The following is a 21,177-nucleotide window of genomic DNA, read 5'->3' as shown; positions in this document are numbered from 1 at the left end:
GAAAAGTGAGCACCGATTCGGTGCTTTTTTCTTTCTCTTATTTCAATTAGGAGCACAAAAAAACAGCCTCACGACTGTTTTTATTTTTATCCTACAGAACCTTCCATACTCATGTTGATGAGCTGGTTGAGCTCAACTGCGTACTCCATTGGGAGCTCTTTGGTAATTGGCTCCATAAAGCCATTGATAATCATGGCAGTTGCTTCTTCTTCGCTAATACCGCGGCTCATAAGGTAATAAAGCTGGTCTTCTGAAACCTTAGAAACCTTAGCTTCGTGTTCAAGTGCAACATTTGAATTGTGAATTTCATTAAACGGAATGGTATCTGAGCTGGATTCACCATCCATAAGAATCGTGTCGCACTCAATGTGAGACTTTGAACCAGCACTGTTCTTGCCAAAACGGACTTGACCGCGGTAATCTGTCTTACCTCCGTCTTTGGCAACAGACTTGGAAATCAATGTGCTAGAAGTCTTTGGCGCATTGTGATAAACTTTACAGCCTGCATCCAAATGCTGACCATAATTAGCAAAGGACATAGAAAGGACCGAAGTTCTTGCATTACGACCATTCAAAATGCTGCAAGGGTATTTCATATTAACCTTGCTGCCTAGATTTCCGTCAATCCATTCCAGAGTACCGCCTTCTTCAACCGTTCCACGCTCGGTCACCAGATTATAAACATTGTCCGACCAGTTTTGAATCGTTGTATAGCGGAAGAAAGCATCCTTTTTAACAATAATTTCTACATTTGCAGCATGAAGACTATTGGTCGTATAAGTCGGCGCTGTGCAGCCCTCAATGTATTGAATAGAGCCACCCTCTTCTACGATAATGAGCGAGCGTTCAAATTGACCGGCATTCTCTCCATTGATACGAAAGTATGTCTGAACCGGCACCTGACATTGAACATTTTTAGGAACATAGATAAATGTGCCACCTGACCAAACAGCACTGTTCAAAGCGGAAAACTTGTGCTCTGCATTAGAAATGACTGTTCCAAAGTATTTTTTGACCAAATCCGGATATTCTTGTACTGCCGTGTCAGTATCGGTAAAGATGATGCCCTGCTTGGCAAATTCTTCTTTCATATTGTGATAGACTACTTCAGATTCATACTGAGCAACAGCCCCTGACAAAAATTGACGCTCTGCTTCAGGAATCCCCAGACGCTCAAAGGTTTTCTTTATTTCATCTGGCACTTCATCCCAACTTCTAGCCCGATCCCCACTTAATTTTTGATAATAGACAATATCATCAAATCGTATGCCGGATAAATCTGGTCCAAAATCAGGCATGGGCAATTTATGGAACAACTCTAAAGAACGCAAGCGATAATCCAACATCCATTGCGGCTCATTTTTAATTTCAGAAATTTCACGAACAACCTCTTCTGTTAAACCTTTGCCTGTCGAGAACAAAGGCTTCACATCGTCATGAAATCCAAAGGCATAATCTCGTTCTTTCGTCATCTCATTCCTCCCATTGATACAAATTCTCTTCTCTTATTATACTATTCTATATTAGAAATGTCAGAATATATGCCTAAAATATAATAAATTAAGCTAAAAAAAACTAGGAAAATTTCCCAGCCTTCTTACATGATTACCGTACTTTTTCGGCTAATGCTTCAGCGAATTTCTCCAGATTTTCAATATCTTCATCTTCTGCTGATAGATCGACTTTGACATTTTCAGCACCTTTTTCAGCACCTGTTGCCGCAAAAGCACGATCAAAGTCATCTACGGCCTTACAAAACTCATCATAGAATGTATCGCCCGATCCGACAACACCATAAATCTTTCCGGTCAAGTCAAGACTAGCTAAATCTTCATAAAAATCAACAATTTCATCAGGCAACTCTCCGTCACCATATGTGTAAGAAGCAATGATTGCGATATCTGCTTCTAGAAATTCCTCTGCATCAACCGTTGTGCATTCATCAATATCTACTTCTAAACCACGTTCTTTTAATTTATCAGCTACAATATCTGCAATTTCTTCTGTATTTCCTGTCATACTCGCAAATACAATTTTTGCTAACGCCATAATTTCCTCCAAAAAATTCTATCAATTTATTATAACATATTGAACAAATAGTTGCACTTGAAATCTCTTGAAGTTTGGTTGCTCCTCACTTTTACTTTTTAAAATAGCTACCTTATGATACAATAAATAGAAGGTAGAGTGGAGGTTAGAATATGGAAATTTTCAAACAAATTTTACATAAAATTAAAGAATATGATACAATCATCATCCATCGTCACATGCGGCCCGATCCCGATGCATTAGGAAGTCAAGTCGGTTTAAAAAAATTACTTCAAGTCAATTTTCCAGAGAAAAAGATTAAAGCAGCAGGAAAAACTGAACCAACTCTTGCTTGGCTGGCCAAAATGGATGATGTTTCAGACGATGATTACAAACATGCTTTAGTGATTGTTTGTGATACAGCAAATACTGCTCGGATTGATGACGAACGGTACAACAAAGGAGATTTTCTCATCAAAATCGATCATCATCCAAACGATGACATTTACGGAGACATTTCTTGGGTGGATACTAGCTCTAGTAGTGCTAGTGAATTAATTGCTCTCTTTGCATTGGAAAATAAACTGAAACTAGATGATTATTCTGCTAAATTGCTTTATGCTGGAATTGTCGGTGATACAGGACGTTTCCTATATCCTGCCACAACTGCCCGCACAATGGCTGTCGCAAGTAAACTTCGCGAGTATCCCTTTGATTTTGCTGCTTTAGCTCGAAAAATGGACTCTTTCAGCTATCAAATCGCTAAACTTCAAGGCTATGTTTATGACCATTTAGAAGTCGATGAAAATGGTGCAGCTCGTGTCATTTTAACTCAGGAACTTCTCAAAGCCAATCATTTAACAGATGCTGACACTTCTGCTATCGTTTCAGCTCCGGGGCGTATTGACAGCGTTGAATTATGGGGAATTTTTGTTGAGCAAGAAAATGGCAATTATCGCGTTCGGTTGCGGAGTAAATTTATCCCGATTAATGAAGTAGCTAAAAAACACGACGGAGGCGGTCATCCTCTTGCCAGTGGTGCCAATGCTTACTCCAAAGAAGAAATCGAAGAAGTTTATCAAGAATTGAAAGAATTGGCAAAAAGAAAATAATTTGGTAGAAAAGGCTTGTCAAATCCGCTAGAATTTGGTAAACTATCAAAGTAACGAATCTATGGCTCGCAGAGAGACCATGGCAGAAAGGAAATTTTTAAAAATGAGAAAAGATATTCATCCTGAATACCGTCCTGTTGTCTTTATGGATACTTCAACTGGCTACAAATTCCTTAGTGGTTCTACTAAGTATTCTAGCGAAACTGTTGAATGGGAAGATGGAAACACTTATCCTTTGATCCGTGTGGAAATTTCATCAGACTCACATCCATTCTATACTGGACGTCAAAAATTCACTCAAGCAGATGGACGTGTGGATCGTTTCAACAAAAAATACGGTCTCAAATAAAAATCGTATTTACATTACAAAGAATGTTGATAATAAGCCTTTTCCAATTTTGGGAAAGGTTTTTTTATATAATCAAAAAAACTTGGAATCTACGACAGTATGACTTCCAAGTTTTACCTTTTTTCACATTCAGTATTTTAATTGCTGAATAACCAATACATGGTTATCTTTCACACCATATAAACTATGAAGTTCATTGGGTTCCATGGTTAAAAAACTTCCGGGAACAAGTTGAACGGTTTGACCAGATGCTGTAAAATCAACCTTTCCTTCTAGACAAACAACAGTCACCAAAACATCAGCCTTGTGTTCAGGAATCATTTTTCCTTCTCCTAAGTGAAGGTGACGGATGATACGACTAGTTTCTTCAACAGGTGTTTCCACGACATCAATAGTAGGGGTCATTGTATAAATCTTCATGTGCATTGTCTCCTTGTGTTCAACTTTAATCCTTATAATCTCCCCCAGCAAAACCGTAATATTCTTCTAAAGATAGTCCTGAATCCGCAATCGCTTTTGCTTCTTTCCCAACATAACGCAGATGCCATTGCTCTGGCATATATCCAGTTTTGTCTTCTTTCCCAGTTAGATAGCGCACGACAAAACCATATTCGGCTGCATGTTTCAAAAGCCATCGACTCGCCTTTTCTTCTGTTACTAAATTTCCGTCTGTGCCAATCAAGTCAAAAGCCAAGCCTGTTTGGTGTTCACTATAGCCAGGTCGAGCAGAATAACGATCTGCTGCTTCTTTCCCGTCTTGATTGACATAATTTTGATAAAGAGTAACCTGCGTTTGGTAACTACGGAAACCGCTATATTGATGACTGATAGGATAGCCTTCGCGCTGCATAGCAGCAATCAACTCCAGCAATTTTGCTTTAGCAGTAGGATTTTCACCAGGATTGTAATCTGAAGATAATGGATAATGTTTATTTGCGATGACAATTTCATCGTATTTTCCTTTTACACTATAGTAAGAACCATTATAATGAACTTTTGCTTTTTTCTTTGCTTGCTCAGAGGACGCAACTTTTGCAGATGCTGCTTTTCCTTCTTGTTTCGTTTCCACATTCGTTTTCTTTTCCCCACAAGCTGTCAAAAGAAGTAAACTCGCTACTAATAAAATCCCAATTCTTTTTTCATCTGTATCGCCTCATTTATAGAATTTTCTAATTTTCATTATAAGCATAGATATACTGTATGTCAATTCAAAAAAGCATGCAATTTGCACACTTTTAATTTTTCTAGTTAATCATTTAAGACGACCATTTTACCAAATCCCACTTGACTTTCGATATAAGAATGGGCTGCTAGGATTTGCTCTAACGAAAAGATTCGTTGAGGAGATACATTTATCTGGTAAACATCAATATAGCTAAAAAGTTCATCAAAAAGCTGCTGGCTCACATTGCCTGAATAAAAACTCGTCAAAAAACTATTATTTTTTATTTCTACGATTGGGTCAAACTCCTCTACATACCATTTGCCACCTAATTGACCAGTATTACAGATAATTCCTGCACTTTGAATATGGTCAAATGAATTTTTTAAAGTAGCCGGACCAACTAATTCAAGGATTTTATCAAACTTTTCCTCAGTTTGCAAAACTCCTCTTTCATTTAAAATAATTTCATCAAAACCTTGATGTTGAAGCAAATCTTTTTTAGCAAGAGAACGAACTACGCCAACTACACGATTCTGTGGGAATTGCGCCTTTACCAATTTTAAGAAAGCTAATCCAACACCACTTGTCGCAGCTCGGACTAAGATTGAATCTCCTTCTTTTATCTGCAGATTTTTGAAAGAGCCAAAAGCGGTATAATAGGTCTCTGGTACTGCTGCTAACTCAGACCAAGGTAATTGGCTATCTACGGGATAAATCTGCTCATTTGGAAGTAGAGCATATTCAGCATAAGAACCGTCAAAAGCACGTCCCATTTCCCCCATGATAGAGACTATTTTTTGTCCTTCTTGCAAATCTCTCCTTGTCGTTTCAACTACTTGTCCTACACACTCAATTCCTAAAATACAAGGGAATTGAACAGTTGGAGATAGACCTTTCCGAGTGACAATTTCTGAATGATTGATACCAAAAACTTTAATCTTGACTAGAGTCCAGCCTGCTTTTACATTCGGGATTTCTCGTTCTTCTAGAACAAATTTTTCTGGACCACCAGGCTCATAAATCACCATGGCTTTCATTTTTGATTCATAGAACTTCTCCTTAGCTTGCTAATTCTAGTAATTTTTTGACAAAATCATTTGCAGGCTGCATTTTTATTTCCTGCGGCGTGCCATATTGCTGGATTTCTCCCTTATCTAAAACGAGGATTTTCGTACCTAGTTTCAAAGCTTCTGCTATATCGTGTGTGATAAACACAACTGTAATTCCGGTTTCTTCATGCAGTAACTTTAATTCACGCTGTAACTGATAGCGAGTAATAGCATCCACTGCTCCAAACGGCTCATCCATTAGCAAAATATTAGGCGTTGCAGCTAATGCACGTGCGATCCCCACTCGTTGAGCCTGTCCACCAGAAAGAGCAGACGGATAACGATTTTTCAAATCATTTTCCAAGCCTAGCATAGCTAATTTTTTATCTACAATCCGGTCAATGTCTGCTTGACTTTTCTTTTGCAAATTTAAGACGTAAGCAATATTTTCAGCAACTGTCAAATGCGGAAACAAGCCGTTTCCCTGAATAGAATAACCGATGTTTCGCCGCAATTCAATCAAATCCGTGTCCTGCACATCTTGACCATTGATAAGGATTTGCCCTTGATTCGGCTTGACCAAACCATTTATCATCTTTAACAATGTCGTTTTGCCTGAGCCAGAAGTCCCTACAATCGTCAGAAAGGCACCGTCTTCAATTTTCAAATCCAATTGTTTAATAATGTCTTGATTTCCATATGATTTACTGACATTTTTATATTCAATCATTTCTTCAAAATTCCTTTCTCTACAAGATAGTCATGAGCAACTTTAGCAGGTTCTTCTTTATCATTTTCTACTTTGTGGTTCAATTCTGCCATTTTGCTATCGTTCAAAATACCATCTAATTTAGCTAGTGCTCTTTTCAATTGAGGGTATTTTTTAAGAGTTGTTGACCGAACAACCGTTCCTGCTTGATAAGAAGGATAGATTTTTTTATCATCTTTCAAAACGACGAGATTTGCTCCATGAAGCTGTCCATCTGTAGTGAAAATATCAATTGCATCCACTCTACCAGATTTAACTGCCTGATATTTCAGTCCGCTATCCATGTCCACTTGCGACTTGAATTTCATACCATAGGTTGATCGCAATCGGGCAAAACCGTCTTCTCGACCAAAGAAGTCATACTCTGCGCCAAAAGTTAAATTGGGACTTGCTTTAGCTAAATCACTAAAGGTTTTGATATTGTATTTTTCTGCAATATCCTTACGAACTGCCAAACCATACGTATTATTAAATCCAAATGTATTTACCCATTCTAACCGATATTTTTTTCGATATTGACTTTCAAGTATCTTAAATTGACTTTCATCATAAGAACCTGATTGTTTGAGAATAACTTCCCAAATTGTACCAGTATATTCAGCATAAATATCAAAATCACCTTTCAACATAGCCGGGTGAATATTAGCTGTCCCACCACCAACACCTTTGGTCATTTTGACCTTCAGATTGGTGTATTCTTCAATAACTTGCTTTTGCATTTCCCCTAAGATATAGTTTTCTGTCTGTGGCTTGGTCGCAATTTTGACCGTTCCACCCATTGGATTCATTTGGAAAAACGCGATTATTCCTGCTGTCAAAAAAGTTATGAAACTTAAAACAACCAACCATTTTTTGGATACTTTTTTATGGTTTAAGATTGATTTTTCAATCAAAGAAAGGAGAAAATCAAAGACCAGTGCCAACAAAGCTACTAAAATACTTCCGACCAAGGTTAGGGTTTGATTATTGGTTGTAATCCCACGGTAGATTGCAACCCCCAGACCACCAGCACCGACGAAAGAGGCAATCCCGGCTAGTGCAATGGTCATCGTCACCATATTGCGAAAACCTGCCATCATAACCGGAAAGGCAAGGGGCAGTTGCACCTTGGTTAAAATCTGCTTGCGTGTAGAACCCATTCCTTCTGCTGCTTCAATGAGAAGCGGGTCAACACCAGAAATGCCTGTATAAGTACTCCGTACCATTGGTAACAGAGCATATAAGGTTAGTGCTACAATTGCTGTCTTGTTACCAATCCCCGTAATCGAAATCAGAATCCCTAAAAGTGCAATGGAGGGAATTGTATAAAGAATATTCACTAAACCAATAACGACTCCAACCCAGCTTTTTTTGAAACTGATGAAAATTCCAAGCCCAACTCCCAAAATTAAAGCAAGCAAGATAGACAAGCCCGATATCCAGATATGATCCCACACCAGACTAAATAGAAACTGCCATTGATTGGTCACTAATTTGATTAACTCGTTCATGCTTCATCCTTTCTTGGCTTGGTTAAATTTGCCACGATACGCTCCAAATAAGTCTCAAATTCATCAATTTCTAGGTCAGAAAATCCGCTGTAAAAGATTTCAATTATTTCCTTAGAAATCGCATTATACTCATCTTGCAGACCTTTGGCATAGCCCGTCAAGCGAATCATCTTTTTGCGCTTATCTTTTTCGTAAGAATACCGTTCTACAAGGTTCATGCTAATCATTCGATCAATCATTTTCGTAAGAGTATTGAGTGTCAAGCCTGTCTGCTCTGATAATTCGGTTTGACTTTGACAATCTTTTTGCCAAAGCGCATGCAAAATGCGCCCCTGCTCTCCATTAAAGGCTTGAATTCCTCGTTCTAACAAAATGTGATTCATCAGTCGATTGGACAAACGATGAATTTTCCCGATATAAAACCCACCATTGATTACTTTTTTACTCATTTTTCTTCTTTCTAAAATATACGATATAGAAGTTTATGATTATTCTACTATATAGAACCTTTTTTGTCAAAGATTTTGTTTTAAAAAAGAAGCTGGAAAAAATACCTAGCTTCTATTATTTATGCGTTATGCTTGCAAAGCGCAGCGGTTTGGAGAAATTCATTAGGCGCTTCCGTACTAATGAACCACTGTGGAGCAACAAAATCAAAAACTTTTAAATGATTAACTTTTGCTCCACTCTATGAAATAATCTTTTGTACCCGTTCCCTTAAATCAGGGATTACGGTTTCTGCAAACCAAGGATTCTTGGCCAGCCAGATTTGATTTCGTGGAGATGGATGAACAAGTGGGAAATATTCTGGCAAATAATCTTGATAATGTTTTACCGTATCGGTTAACTTTACAGTTCCCTTTTGATGAAGATAATACTTCTGAGCATATTGGCCAATAAGAACAGTCAATTCAAGATCCGGCAGCAAGTCTAAAATCGGCTGATGCCATTTTTCAGCAAAGCCCTTGCGCGGTGGCAAATCTCCTGACTTTCCATGACCTGGGAAATAAAAGTCCATTGGAATCGCAGCAAAATAGCCAGAATGATAAAAGGTATCATAGTCAACCCCCATCCATTCACGCAAGCGATCACCGCTCTTATCATTCCAGTACAAGCGCGTTTCCTGCGCTTTGATGCCCGGTGCTTGACCGACAATGTTAATACGTGCCGTTTTAGGCGCTGCAAAAAGTGGCTCAATTCCTCGCTCTGTATATACTTGATTTTGTGGATCAACCATAATAGCTTTCTTAATGTCTTCTAACGTTTCCATTCCTTGCCTCTATTTTTGATAATTCTTCTTCATGTAGCTTTTCAAATCAGTTGCCTGCCGTCCTGTGATTGTCCGAAAATCATCTGTCACAATATCCAGACAGCCTTGACTTCCAGCTTGATAAAGAGAAGCCAGCACAACACCGAAACCTTTTGGTTGATCATAAATGGCAGCAAATTCCTCAACCGCCACTGGTTGGTAGCCAATCTCGTGACCAGAAACCTCGGACAAAAGATTAGCCAGCTCCAACATTGTGTAATTGCGTTCTTGAGTCAAAACATACGTTTTTCCCTGCAAGGCAGGTGACATAGCCAGTTTGACAATGGCTTCTGCACTATCTTCCCGTGAAATAAAGCTCATTTTGGCATTTCCCATTGGATAAATAACAGCCTTGCGCTCTATTAACTCAGGTAAATAAGGCACCAATGGATCAGCATACATAGCATTTTTGATAATGCTGTAAGAAAATCCAGCCGACGCTAGACGAGTATTTGCATAAGCAAAGAAAGCTGCCATGTGAAATGGACTATTGACTTGATCGGCGAAAAATCCAACAAAGATAAAGTGCTTAACTCCAGCTCTTTCTGCTGCAATGACCGAATTTTCAAATTCTGGCACACGCACAATGCTTGGATGGGAAATACTTGGAATGTAAATCAAAACATCCGTTCCACGCCAAGCCTCGACCATAGAATTCACATCTAAATAATCAGCTGCTCTAACATCAATCCCTGCTGTTACATATTGACTTGCTTTTTTGGGACTTCGAACAGATAGCCGAATTTCATTAGAATTTAAATGTTTTCGTGCTTCAGCAACAACCTTTTGCCCCAATTGACCTGTCGCACTCGTAATTGTGTAAATCATAATTGTTCTCTTTCTTTGAAAGAAACTCAACTATTTCTAGCTGAGTTTACCTGTTTTATTTAATCAGTTCATAAATTGCTTCAGCATAAATAGCTGCTGCACGGAAAAGATCTTCTACATCTATAAATTCATTTGCTTGGTGCATGGTATCTGTATAGCCTGGGAACATAGCACCATAAGCAACACCGCGTTTCAAGAGACGACCAAACGTTCCTCCACCAATGATTTGCTCATAACCTTTCAGACCTGTTTGCTTTTCATACACGTCCAAAAGCGTTGTCACAAGTGGATCTTCCATTGGAACATAATGAGGAACATGCTCGTGCTCTGACAATGTCACGTTTTCTACAGGCAAGTTTTCCAATTTAGATTTGATCATTTCTGGATTGGTTCCTTGTGGATAGCGGAAATTAAGGGCAATGGTGTTGTCATCACTTGCCTCATCAAAGCGGAAGACTCCTGCATTCATAGAAAGAGCACCCATTTTTTCATCTACATAATCCACTTTCAGAGCTTTTCCTGCATGGTCTTCTAAAAGAATGTTTCCAGCCACTTCAAGATAGTTTTTAGCAGAATCTGCAAAATCAAACTGGGTCAAGAATTTCGCCAGATAAGTCGCGCCATTGACACCGGATTGTGGAGATGCTCCGTGAGCGGATTTCCCAACAATCGTAACTGTTATTTGACCACTCGGTAATTCTTGGTATTCAAATCGAAGTCCATGTTCTTTTGCAAATTCATCTAATTTATCTTCAAGATTTGGCACATTTCCTGATGCCACTGCTGTTGCAGATTCAGGAACCATATTTTCACGAATTCCGCCAGTAAAACTATGCAAGTGCGTAGCTCCGCCATTTTCCCCTGCAAAATGAAGATATTCGGTGATGTTTCCTTTTTCACCATTGATAATCGGAAATTCTGCATCTGGCGAAAAGCCAAAGTCTGGCTCTGGCAGACCAACGTGTTTGAAATAATAGTCCATATCAGCCCAGCCGGATTCCTCATCTGTACCAACTACAAAACGAACCTTCTTAGATGTCGGCAAGCCTAATTCTTTGATAATTTTCAGTCCATAATAGCAAGCCATCGTCGGCCCTTTATCATCGCTCGCACCACGCGCAAATAATTTACCGTCCTTGATAGTTGGCGTATAAGGATCTGTATCCCAGCCACTTCCAGCCGGCACAACATCCATATGCGCAAAAATTCCAAGCACTTCTTTTCCTTCGCCATATTCAAAATGCCCTGCATAATTGTCAACATTTTTCGTTGGATAGCCATCACGCGCAGCTAGTTCTAAGAATTTTTCCAAAGCCTTAACAGGTCCAGGCCCAAAAGGATGTTCTTTATCTGCTTTCGTGTCATCTCGCTCGGAGCTGATTTCCAAAAGGCTAAACAAGTCATTCAACAGAGCATCGCGACGTTTTTCAACTTCTGCTTTAAAATCAATCGTCATAAAATCAGATTCCTTTCTATCAACGTTTTTCAATAATCTCATCCACTGGCAAACGATAACTTGGCTCCCGTTTGTCGTCTGTGTAACCAACGGTAATTAAAAGTTCTGGACGGAAGCGTTCATCAATATCTAGCACTTGATTGACTTTCGACTTATCAAATCCAAGGATAACGTTGGAACCAATTCCTTGGTCAGTCAAAGCCAAAACAAGATTCATTGCCACCAAACCAGCATTTAAAGCCAAATAATCGCTTTTTTGCTGCTCAGAATAATGCCCATATTCAACCGGTAAATTTTGCATATAATATTGTAACAATTCGTCGGACATATTATTGACCCCAGCCACACGAGCAATTTTCCGAGCGCGTTTAACTAAGTCTGTATCTGTAAAAAGAGCAATCGTCACAGGTGCTTCTGTGATTTGGTCTTTGTTTGCACCAAAAGCAATCTCAGCCAACTCTGCATTTTTCTCACGCACAACTACAAATTTCCAAGGCTGGCTATTGTGAGCACTTGGCGCTAAAGTTGCAATTTCAATCGCCGTCCGCACATCTTTCGGATCAACTGCTTTATCATTGAAATGCTTCGTTGCATGACGCTTTTTATTTAATTCAAGAAATTTCATAAGGACTTTCCTTTTCTTATTATACTAATTTCATTTTACCATAAATTGGAAGAGCTTGCAGAGGTTTTTCACGAGAAATAGTCTGATGAAGTTGCTTCCCTAAAATCTAGGAGTTGGTTATCTTTTTATCTGTAGATTTGCTCAATTTCTCCTGCACAGCCTCCGCTACTTTTCGCGGTACACCCACTTCGACAATTTCATCCACGCTGGCTTTTTTGATGTTGGTCAAGGATTTAAAGTGTCGCATCAGATTTTGCTTGCGCTTTGGCCCCAAGCCTTCGATACCATCGAGTTGCGATGAGAAGGAATTCTTAGACCGCAGCTGGCGGTGGAAGGTAATGGCAAAGCGGTGCACCTCATCTTGGATGCGCTGGAGGAGGAAAAATTCCTGAGAATTACGGGACAGTTCTACGACTTGCAGAGGATCGCCAAAGAGCAACTCATGGGTCTGGTGCTTGTCATTTTTTTGCAATCCCGCGATGGGAATATCCAGACCCAACTGATTCTGGATAACTTCTTTAGCAATATTGACCTGGCCTTGCCCACCATCAATGACAATCAGATCTGGTGGCGTCAGCCCGTCACGAATGACCCGACTATAGCGACGCTTGATGACCTCTCGCATACTCGCGTAGTCGTCCGGCCCTACCACAGTCTTGATCTTATACTTGCGGTAATCCTTCTTGCTAGGCTTACCATTGACAAAGACCACCATAGCTGAAACAGGACTAGTTCCCATAATATTGGAATTATCAAACGACTCAATCCGAACTGGAGTGGGAATATTGAGGAGCCGGCCTAGATTTTCAATTGCTCCTTGCGTTTTTTCAACAGATTTCTCTAATAAGTCAAACTTCTGCTGTAAACTAACTTGAGCATTCTTAATTGCCAGATTGACCAGCTGTTTCTTTTCTCCTCGTTGAGGCTTGAGAATTTTTGTATCCACCACAGCCTGAACAGCTATTTCATCAATATCAGATGGAATCAAAATTTCATTGGGAATCAGATGAGATTTTTCCTGATAAAATTGACCAATATAGGTCAGAAAATCCTCATCGGGATCATTGTAATAAGGAAACATATTCACGTCTCGCTCAATGAGTTTTCCTTGACGGACAAAGAAAACCTGTACGCACATCCATCCTTTGTCCACATAATAGCCAAAGACATCCCGATTCTGCAAATCCTTCGCCATCACTCGTTGCTTGGTGCGAAGTGTCGCAATACTTTGAAGCAAATCTCGGTATTCAGCCGCTTTTTCAAATTCCATCTTTTCAGCAGCACTAGTCATTTTTCCTTTCAATTCATCAATAATCTTATTATCATGACCTTTGAGGAAATCTGCTACTTCCTGAGCCATATTTTGAAAAAAATGCTGCTCATTATGGCAAATAGTGTGAGCTCGGCACTGTCCGATGTGGTAGTAGAAACAAACCTTCTCAGGCGGATTGGTACACTTGCGAAAAGGGAAAATTCGATCCAGCAGACGCTTAATTTCATTGGCAGCACCTACATCAGGATAAGGACCAAAATACAAGCCACCGTCTTTCTTGACCTGACGCGTAATAATTAGACGTGGATATTTCTCATTGGTAATTTTGATAAAAGGGTAGGACTTATCATCCTTGAGCATGATGTTGTACTTAGGCTGATTTTCCTTGATTAGATTGATTTCAAGCAGCAAGGCTTCAATATTAGACTCCGTGACAATAAACTCAAAATCCTCAATCTCAGACACCAGTGCTTCCGTTTTAGTATCATGACTCCCACGAAAATAAGAGCGCACTCGATTGCGCAAATTCTTAGCCTTGCCTACGTAAATAATGGTGCCATTTTTATCTTTATGAATATAGCAACCTGGACTAGTCGGCAGCAATTCTAATTTTGATTGAATCAAGTTATTCATAATTAACATTATAGCAGAAATGACCAAAAGGAAGTGAAAAGGAGCATGGAAAACCTAAATTATCTGCAATATAAAAAAGAGGACAACAACGCCCTCTTTCAGTAATTGAGATTCCAATTGTCTTAATTGACCATGGTCTCCGTTTCGATATTATTCAAAATCAAGATATTCTTTTTCAAGTTCAAGAACTTCTTCCATCGTTGCACATTCTGTAAGAGCACGTTGAGCAAGTTCTTGCATCTTCTTCGTATCCAATTTCTTCATCAAGCTACGTGTACGAAGAACAGATGTTGCACTCATTGAGAACTCATCCAGACCGATACCAACTAGAAGTGGAACAGCAGTTTGGTCACCTGCCATTTCACCACACATACCAGCCCACTTGCCTTCAGCGTGAGCAGCTTTGACCACTCGATCCACTAAGCGAAGGATAGAAGGATTGTATGGTTGGTACAAGTAAGAAACTTGTTCATTCATACGGTCAGCAGCCATTGTGTATTGAATCAAATCATTGGTACCAATTGAGAAGAAGTCAACTTCTTTTGCAAATTGGTCAGCAAGCATTGCTGCTGCTGGAATTTCAATCATGATACCAACTTGAATATTGTCCGCAACTGCCACACCTTCTGCAAGCAATTTAGCTTTTTCTTCTTCTAAAATACCTTTTGCAGCACGGAATTCAGTCAACAAAGCAACCATTGGGAACATGATCCGCAATTGCCCATGAACAGATGCACGCAAAAGTGCACGTAATTGTGTGCGGAACATTGCATTTCCTGTTTCCGAAATTGAAATACGAAGCGCACGGAATCCAAGGAATGGATTCATTTCTTTTGGAAGATCAAAGTAAGGAAGCTCTTTGTCCCCGCCAATATCCATTGTACGGACAACAACTGGCTTACCATTCATGCCTTCCAAAACAGCTTTGTAAGCTTCATATTGCTCATCTTCTGTTGGGAAATCTTGCGAATCCATATAAAGAAACTCAGTACGGTAAAGCCCGACAGCTTCTGCACCATTAGCGTTGACACCTTCGACATCCTTAGGTGTACCGATGTTTGCAGCCAGTTCAAAATGTTTTCCGTCAGCTGTTACTGTTTCAGCATCTTTCAGCAAATCCCATTCAGCCTTTTGTTTGGCATAGGCTTCACCCGCTGCCTTGAATTCTGCTACTTGCTCTTCAGTTGGATTGATGATTACTTCACCAGTGATACCATTTGCTGCAATGATATCGCCATCTTTAACGAGTTCAGTGATATTATTTGTTCCCAATACCGCTGCGATTTCAAGCGTACGCGCCATAATAGCTGAGTGACTTGTACGTCCACCAATATTGGTTACAAAAGCTTTAACAAAGTTTTTATCTAATTGAGCGGTATCAGAAGGAGTCAAGTCATGGGCAATCACAACCACTTCTTCATTGATCATAGCAGGGTTTGGCAAGCGTACACCAAGCAAGTGAGCCAACACACGTTTGGTCACGTCGCGAATATCTGCCGCACGTTCTTGCATGTATGGATTATCTTCCATATTTTCAAAGAGAGTGATGAACATGTCTGTTACTTCTTTCAGACCTGCTTCAGCATTCACTTTTTTTGCACGAATTGTTTCTTTAATCTGACCAATCATTTCTGGGTCAGAAAGTACCATTAAGTGAGCATCAAATACTTGAGCTGCTTCTTCTCCAAGGCTTTCTACTGCTTTCTCACGGATAACAGAAAGCTCGTTCTGTGAAGCTTCAAGAGCTACATCCAAACGAGCCTCTTCTGCATTTGTATCTTCGACTGAAGCAGTCTCAAATGATAAATCCGGTTGAACAAGTAGATATGCCTTAGCAACAGCAACACCGTCAGATGCTGCAATTCCTTTTAGCATTTCTGTCATGTTAAGCCAATCCTTCTTTTGTCATTGTTTCTGCGATTGCTACAATTGCATCATCAGCGTCTGCACCTTCTGCAGTAATTGTTACATCAGCCCCTTGACCAACACCAAGGCTCATAACACCCATGATTGATTTGAGGTTTACTGATTTACCTTTGTATTCAAGAGTAATATCTGAAGCAAATTTGCTAGCAGTTTGAACTAACAAAGTTGCTGGACGTGCGTGAATACCTGTTTCTGCCACAATGTGGAAATCTTTAGAAGCCATAGTTTGACTCTCCTTTAATGTAATCTTTTTGGGGTCTCATGTGATAACCCTTACAATTCTAGATTATAACATCTTTGTAAAATTTTTTCAAGAATTTTATGTGTATTCAGCAAGTCTTTTTTATGAGAATTACTGAAATTTCATTAAAACGAGATTTTCACTGTCCAATTAATTGACACATTTTTAATCCATTGTTCCCTAAGGAAAGCTTAGTCTAACGAAGCCCAAAACAGGAGTTCATTCTATCTTTTTCTTTTTCCAAGAAAACACTATATCTAGTATCATGGTATTTAAAACCCCAAAACAAAACACAATATTTAGAACATAATAGTTGACAAAATTCCCTGCTTTGGATATACTAATTCCATACTGAATTTAAAGAAATTAGGAGTTCATTATGGTAACTATTTACTCAAAAAACAATTGCGTGCAGTGCAAAATGACAAAACGCTTCTTAGACACTAACCATGTGGAATATCGTGAAATCAATTTGGACGAACAGCCTGAATACATCAATCATGTGAAAAGCTTAGGCTTTAATGCTGCTCCAGTCGTTCAAACTCCAACGGAAGCATTTTCCGGTTTTCAACCTGGTAAATTAAAAAAATTATCATAAAATTGTTGTAATCATAGAGCTATCCAGCCGCTTCTATAAACCATAGAAGCTCTTTCTTTTGCAAAACAATTCAATTATTTAGAAAAGGAACAATATGGGACTTAAACAACTCGAAGACGTGACGTATTTCCGTCTGAATAACGAAATCAACCGTCCAATCAACGGACAGATTATGCTTCACAAAGATAAGGAAGCCTTGGAAGCATTCTTTAAAGAAAATGTTGAACCAAATACGAAAAAATTCTCTTCTATCACAGAAAAAATTCACTATTTAATTCAAGAAAACTATTTAGAAAAAGAATTCATCCAGCTTTATTCACCTGAATACATCGAAGAGCTAGCTTCCTTCATTCATGAGCAAGATTTCCACTTTAAATCTTTCATGGCAGCTTATAAATTCTACAATCAATACGCTCTCAAAACAAATGACGGCGAGTATTACCTTGAAAGCATGGAAGACCGCGTTCTTTTCAATGCGCTCTATTTTGCCAACGGTAATGAAGCAATCGCCAAGGATATTGCCAATGAAATTATTCACCAGCGCTATCAACCGGCTACACCAAGCTTCCTCAATGCAGGACGTGCCCGTCGCGGTGAACTAGTTTCTTGCTTCCTCATCCAAGTAACAGATGATATGAACTCTATCGGCCGCTCCATTAACTCTGCTCTGCAGCTATCTCGTATCGGTGGTGGCGTTGGGATCTCTCTCAGTAACCTGCGTGAAGCAGGTGCTCCCATCAAAGGGTATGAAGGGGCTGCTTCTGGTGTTGTACCAGTGATGAAACTGTTTGAGGACAGCTTCTCTTACTCTAACCAGCTGGGGCAACGTCAGGGAGCCGGGGTTGTTTACCTCAATGTCTTCCACCCAGATATCATCGCTTTCCTTTCTACAAAGAAAGAAAATGCTGACGAAAAAGTTCGGGTTAAAACTCTTTCTTTAGGAGTTGTCATTCCAGATAAATTTTACGAATTAGCTCGTAAGAATGAGGAAATGTACCTCTTCAGTCCTTACTCTATTGAACGCGAGTACGGTGTCCCATTTGCTTATATTGATATTACTGAAAAATATGACGAATTGGTTGCCAACCCTAAGATTAATAAAACGAAAATTAAAGCTCGTGATTTAGAAACAGAAATTTCTAAACTCCAACAAGAATCTGGCTATCCTTATGTCGTAAATATCGATACAGCTAACCGTTCAAATCCAATCGACGGTAAAATCATCATGAGTAATCTCTGCTCTGAAATCCTGCAAGTACAAGAACCAAGTCTCCTGAATGATGCTCAAGAATTTGTACATTTGGGAACGGATGTTTCTTGCAATCTTGGGTCGACCAATGTAGTCAATATGATGACTTCACCAGATTTCGGTAAGTCTATCCGTACCATGACGCGGGCGCTAACGTTTGTTACAGATAGCTCTCACATCAAAGCCGTTCCGACTATTGATCATGGCAATAGCTTAGCTCATACTTTTGGGCTAGGAGCCATGGGCTTACACAGTTATCTGGCTCAACAGTTGATTGAATATGGTTCAGCTGAATCAGTTGAGTTTACCAGCATTTACTTTATGCTCATGAATTATTGGACACTTGTTGAATCCAACAATATTGCTCGTGAGCGTGGCATGACTTTCCACAACTTTGAAAAATCTGATTATGCCAACGGTACTTACTTTGACAAATACCTGACGGGTGAATTTGTACCTCAGTCTGACCGTGTCAAAGAACTCTTCACAGGCATCTTTATCCCGTCTGCAGAAGACTGGGCAGAGTTACGCGATAAGGTTAAGGCTGACGGTCTCTACCATCAAAACCGCCTAGCCGTTGCACCGAATGGCTCTATCAGCTATATCAATGATGTATCTGCTTCTATCCACCCTATTACGCAACGCATCGAAGAACGCCAAGAAAAGAAAATCGGAAAAATCTACTATCCCGCAGCTGGTCTATCAACTGAGACGATTCCTTATTATACCAGTGCTTACGACATGGATATGCGCAAGGTCATTGATGTCTATGCAGCAGCGACTGAGCATGTAGATCAAGGACTATCTCTGACCCTCTTTATGCGTAGCGACATTCCGCAAGGACTCTACGAATGGAAAACCGAAAACAAACAAACGACACGCGACCTGTCTATCCTGCGCAACTATGCCTTTAACAAGGGCATCAAATCGATCTACTATGTCCGCACCTTTACAGATGACGGCGGCGAAGTTGGAGCCAACCAGTGTGAGAGCTGCGTGATTTAACGAGGATTAAAATTTCTCTTGTTTATGTTAGCACAACAACTGCTATGAGCGAGATTCTTTTGTATTATATAAAGTTTCTAAAAGCCTTTCAGAACAAATTTAAACTATCTGTAAACGATAAAAATCAACTGGAATAAAGGAAAGTAATCAACATGAAAACCTATTACAAAGCCATAAATTGGAATGCCATTGAAGATGTCATTGACAAATCTACTTGGGAAAAGCTGACCGAGCAATTCTGGCTCGATACGCGAATCCCCCTCTCCAATGATTTGGATGACTGGAGAAAATTATCACCTGAAGAAAAAGACCTTGTTGGTAAGGTCTTCGGCGGATTAACATTATTGGATACGATGCAATCCCAATCAGGTGTTGAAGCTATCCGAGGGGATATTCGTACGCCTCATGAAGAGGCTGTGTTGAATAACATCCAATTCATGGAGTCTGTTCATGCCAAATCGTATTCATCTATTTTCTCAACCCTTAACACGAAATCAGAAATTGACGAAATTTTTGAATGGACGAATACAAACCCTTATTTACAAAAGAAAGCTGAAATTATCAATGAGATTTACCTCAATGGAAATGCTCTTGAAAAGAAGGTTGCCAGTGTCTTTCTGGAAACCTTCCTCTTCTACTCTGGTTTCTTTACTCCGCTCTACTATCTTGGGAATAACAAATTAGCCAATGTCGCTGAAATCATCAAATTGATTATCCGTGACGAATCTGTTCACGGTACTTATATCGGCTACAAGTTTCAACTTGGTTTCAACGAATTGTCAGAAGAAGAACAAGAAACATTCCGAGAATGGATGTACGACCTGCTATACACCCTCTATGAAAATGAGGAGGGTTACACAGAAACCTTATATGACGGTGTCGGCTGGACAGAAGAAGTCAAAACTTTCCTTCGGTATAATGCTAATAAGGCTCTGATGAATCTTGGTCAAGACCCACTTTTCCCTGACACGGCCGATGACGTCAATCCGATTGTCATGAATGGTATTTCAACTGGAACCTCTAACCACGATTTCTTTTCTCAAGTTGGAAATGGTTATCTTCTTGGTGAAGTTGAAGCCATGCAAGATGACGATTATAATTACGGGTTATAAAATATCAATTAACAAAAATAATATCTAATAACACAAAAACACGAATGGGACATACCAACAATAAGTGGTACTACTCCTTTCGTGTTTTTGATTTTAAATTATGAATGATTTGCCATTTTTAAACCACTATTGAAACATCGTAAGCAGCATAACGAGAGCTGCTGGTGTGTTGTTTAAAATATGCACAGCTATTGAATCCTTGAGATTTCCTCGACGTGCAAAGGCAGCATAAAGCACTAATCCCATGGCAAAATAAAGTGGAAACTCTGTCCATTTTGAAATATGAGGAAGTGCAAAAATGATAGATGTTATGATGGCTGCTGATATTTTTTGATCTTTCTCAAAGAAAAAGATTGTCGCAAAACCACGGAATACTAATTCTTCAATCACCGGAGCTATTATTGCAACAGTTACTACATATAACAGAGCAAAAAAGATATGATTAACAGACATAATTTTTCCTAGACTTTGTAAAGCGTTATCGTTGCTGGTCGTACTTTGTCCTGTTAAAAGAATATTTAGATAAGTTCCAACTACTGCTACCACTCTCGCCACTAAAAAGAATAACAAGGCTTTTCCAAAATCTCCCCAAGAAAACGACAGAACTTTGACGTCTTTTGAGATGTGTGTTTGGTATCTTCTCCATAAAGTGCGGATAGCAAAAAACACGAGCACAAGGTAGGCTAACACCAGTAAAATTTCTATATACACGGGCAAATCTTGCCCTCTAGCTAGAAACAACATAGGAATGCCATTGATAGCCATGACTAACACAATCAGTCCCAATAATTTTAAAATTCCAAGTCCAAGATGGGCTATTTTTTTCATTAAAATGCTCCTCGTATAACTAGTTATGTTTCATAAGATTGGGCCAGAACTTATCTTGAAAAATTTAAGTTCGTAGTTCCCTACATGCAAGACTGCTCAACAGTCTCCCTGACTGTTGAGGCGGTGGATAAA

The 21,177-nt window shown here is 39.4% G+C and carries 21 protein-coding genes; 5 read left to right on the top strand and 16 right to left on the bottom strand.

Annotated features, from left to right (window positions below):
* Positions 1–86: 86 nt before the first annotated feature.
* A complete protein-coding gene (sufB, locus tag HMPREF2634_RS07190) occupies positions 87–1,472 on the bottom strand; it encodes a Fe-S cluster assembly protein SufB (RefSeq protein WP_021001888.1) in 1,386 nt (461 codons plus the stop codon).
* A gap of 133 nt (positions 1,473–1,605) precedes the next feature.
* Complete coding sequence (locus tag HMPREF2634_RS07185) at positions 1,606–2,049, bottom strand: flavodoxin (protein WP_021001889.1); 444 nt, start codon at positions 2,047–2,049, stop codon at positions 1,606–1,608.
* A gap of 152 nt (positions 2,050–2,201) precedes the next feature.
* Between HMPREF2634_RS07185 and HMPREF2634_RS07180 the strand changes: the two genes are divergently transcribed.
* Together HMPREF2634_RS07180 and HMPREF2634_RS07175 are read left to right on the top strand one after the other, a co-directional pair.
* Complete coding sequence (locus HMPREF2634_RS07180) at positions 2,202–3,140, top strand: DHH family phosphoesterase (RefSeq protein ID WP_021001890.1); 939 nt, start codon at positions 2,202–2,204, stop codon at positions 3,138–3,140.
* 103 nt (positions 3,141–3,243) lie between these two features.
* Positions 3,244–3,489, top strand: coding sequence for a type B 50S ribosomal protein L31 (locus HMPREF2634_RS07175; RefSeq protein ID WP_003023866.1), 246 nt, complete (start codon positions 3,244–3,246; stop codon positions 3,487–3,489).
* 129 nt (positions 3,490–3,618) lie between these two features.
* Here HMPREF2634_RS07175 and HMPREF2634_RS07170 read toward each other — a convergent pair whose 3' ends face one another.
* From HMPREF2634_RS07170 to HMPREF2634_RS07110, 13 genes are all read right to left on the bottom strand, one after another.
* Positions 3,619–3,909 (bottom strand): AraC family ligand binding domain-containing protein, encoded by a 291-nt coding sequence (locus HMPREF2634_RS07170; protein WP_057489726.1) that lies wholly within the window; start codon positions 3,907–3,909, stop codon positions 3,619–3,621.
* Positions 3,910–3,934: 25 nt separating this feature from the next.
* Positions 3,935–4,588 (bottom strand): LD-carboxypeptidase LdcB/DacB, encoded by a 654-nt coding sequence (gene ldcB, locus HMPREF2634_RS07165; protein ID WP_306806735.1) that lies wholly within the window; start codon positions 4,586–4,588, stop codon positions 3,935–3,937.
* Between the two features lie 149 nt (positions 4,589–4,737).
* Positions 4,738–5,691, bottom strand: a complete 954-nt coding sequence (locus HMPREF2634_RS07160) for an alcohol dehydrogenase catalytic domain-containing protein (RefSeq protein ID WP_021001892.1) — start codon at positions 5,689–5,691, stop codon at positions 4,738–4,740.
* Between the two features lie 22 nt (positions 5,692–5,713).
* Positions 5,714–6,433 carry an ATP-binding cassette domain-containing protein gene (locus HMPREF2634_RS07155; RefSeq protein WP_021001893.1) on the bottom strand — a complete coding sequence of 240 codons (720 nt, stop codon included), beginning with the start codon at positions 6,431–6,433 and terminating at the stop codon, positions 5,714–5,716.
* A complete protein-coding gene (locus HMPREF2634_RS07150) occupies positions 6,430–7,962 on the bottom strand; it encodes an ABC transporter permease/substrate-binding protein (RefSeq protein WP_021001894.1) in 1,533 nt (510 codons plus the stop codon). The genes HMPREF2634_RS07155 and HMPREF2634_RS07150 overlap by 4 nt, the downstream gene beginning before the upstream one ends.
* On the bottom strand, positions 7,959–8,411 hold the full coding sequence (locus HMPREF2634_RS07145) for a MarR family transcriptional regulator (protein ID WP_021001895.1): 453 nt from the start codon (positions 8,409–8,411) through the stop codon (positions 7,959–7,961). The genes HMPREF2634_RS07150 and HMPREF2634_RS07145 overlap by 4 nt, the downstream gene beginning before the upstream one ends.
* A gap of 239 nt (positions 8,412–8,650) precedes the next feature.
* Positions 8,651–9,232: a uracil-DNA glycosylase family protein gene (locus HMPREF2634_RS07140; RefSeq protein WP_021001896.1), complete on the bottom strand. Its 582-nt coding sequence runs from the start codon at positions 9,230–9,232 to the stop codon at positions 8,651–8,653.
* Between the two features lie 9 nt (positions 9,233–9,241).
* Entirely contained in the window at positions 9,242–10,099 is an 858-nt protein-coding gene (locus HMPREF2634_RS07135; RefSeq protein WP_021001897.1) for an SDR family oxidoreductase, read from the bottom strand.
* 55 nt (positions 10,100–10,154) lie between these two features.
* Positions 10,155–11,555 (bottom strand): dipeptidase PepV, encoded by a 1,401-nt coding sequence (gene pepV, locus HMPREF2634_RS07130; protein ID WP_021001898.1) that lies wholly within the window; start codon positions 11,553–11,555, stop codon positions 10,155–10,157.
* A 19-nt stretch (positions 11,556–11,574) separates the two neighbouring features.
* The gene (locus HMPREF2634_RS07125; RefSeq protein ID WP_021001899.1) at positions 11,575–12,180 is read right to left on the bottom strand and encodes a nitroreductase family protein; all 606 of its coding nucleotides are present in this window, start codon (positions 12,178–12,180) and stop codon (positions 11,575–11,577) included.
* Positions 12,181–12,286: 106 nt separating this feature from the next.
* Entirely contained in the window at positions 12,287–14,086 is a 1,800-nt protein-coding gene (gene uvrC / locus HMPREF2634_RS07120) for an excinuclease ABC subunit UvrC (RefSeq protein WP_041784023.1), read from the bottom strand.
* A gap of 150 nt (positions 14,087–14,236) precedes the next feature.
* Positions 14,237–15,970, bottom strand: coding sequence for a phosphoenolpyruvate--protein phosphotransferase (gene ptsP, locus HMPREF2634_RS07115; RefSeq protein ID WP_003023818.1), 1,734 nt, complete (start codon positions 15,968–15,970; stop codon positions 14,237–14,239).
* Between the two features lies 1 nt (position 15,971).
* Positions 15,972–16,235 carry a phosphocarrier protein HPr gene (locus HMPREF2634_RS07110; protein WP_003023815.1) on the bottom strand — a complete coding sequence of 88 codons (264 nt, stop codon included), beginning with the start codon at positions 16,233–16,235 and terminating at the stop codon, positions 15,972–15,974.
* Positions 16,236–16,632: 397 nt separating this feature from the next.
* Here HMPREF2634_RS07110 and nrdH point away from each other — a divergent pair, with 397 nt between their 5' ends.
* The 3 genes from nrdH to nrdF all read left to right on the top strand — a co-directional run bounded on the left by nrdH (position 16,633) and on the right by nrdF (position 20,217).
* On the top strand, positions 16,633–16,851 hold the full coding sequence (gene nrdH, locus HMPREF2634_RS07105) for a glutaredoxin-like protein NrdH (protein WP_021001901.1): 219 nt from the start codon (positions 16,633–16,635) through the stop codon (positions 16,849–16,851).
* 94 nt (positions 16,852–16,945) lie between these two features.
* A complete protein-coding gene (gene nrdE / locus HMPREF2634_RS07100; protein WP_021001902.1) occupies positions 16,946–19,105 on the top strand; it encodes a class 1b ribonucleoside-diphosphate reductase subunit alpha in 2,160 nt (719 codons plus the stop codon).
* A gap of 152 nt (positions 19,106–19,257) precedes the next feature.
* On the top strand, positions 19,258–20,217 hold the full coding sequence (gene nrdF / locus HMPREF2634_RS07095) for a class 1b ribonucleoside-diphosphate reductase subunit beta (RefSeq protein WP_021001903.1): 960 nt from the start codon (positions 19,258–19,260) through the stop codon (positions 20,215–20,217).
* Positions 20,218–20,343: 126 nt separating this feature from the next.
* Here the strand turns inward: nrdF and HMPREF2634_RS07090 are convergent, their stop codons facing one another.
* Positions 20,344–21,045 (bottom strand): CPBP family intramembrane glutamic endopeptidase, encoded by a 702-nt coding sequence (locus HMPREF2634_RS07090; RefSeq protein ID WP_021001904.1) that lies wholly within the window; start codon positions 21,043–21,045, stop codon positions 20,344–20,346.
* Between the last annotated feature and the right edge of the window lie 132 nt (positions 21,046–21,177).

The sequence above is a fragment of the Streptococcus sp. HMSC034B03 genome (assembly GCF_001838575.1).
Lineage (GTDB): Bacteria > Bacillota > Bacilli > Lactobacillales > Streptococcaceae > Streptococcus > Streptococcus anginosus.
This window is presented reverse-complemented; position numbering and strand designations above follow the sequence as displayed.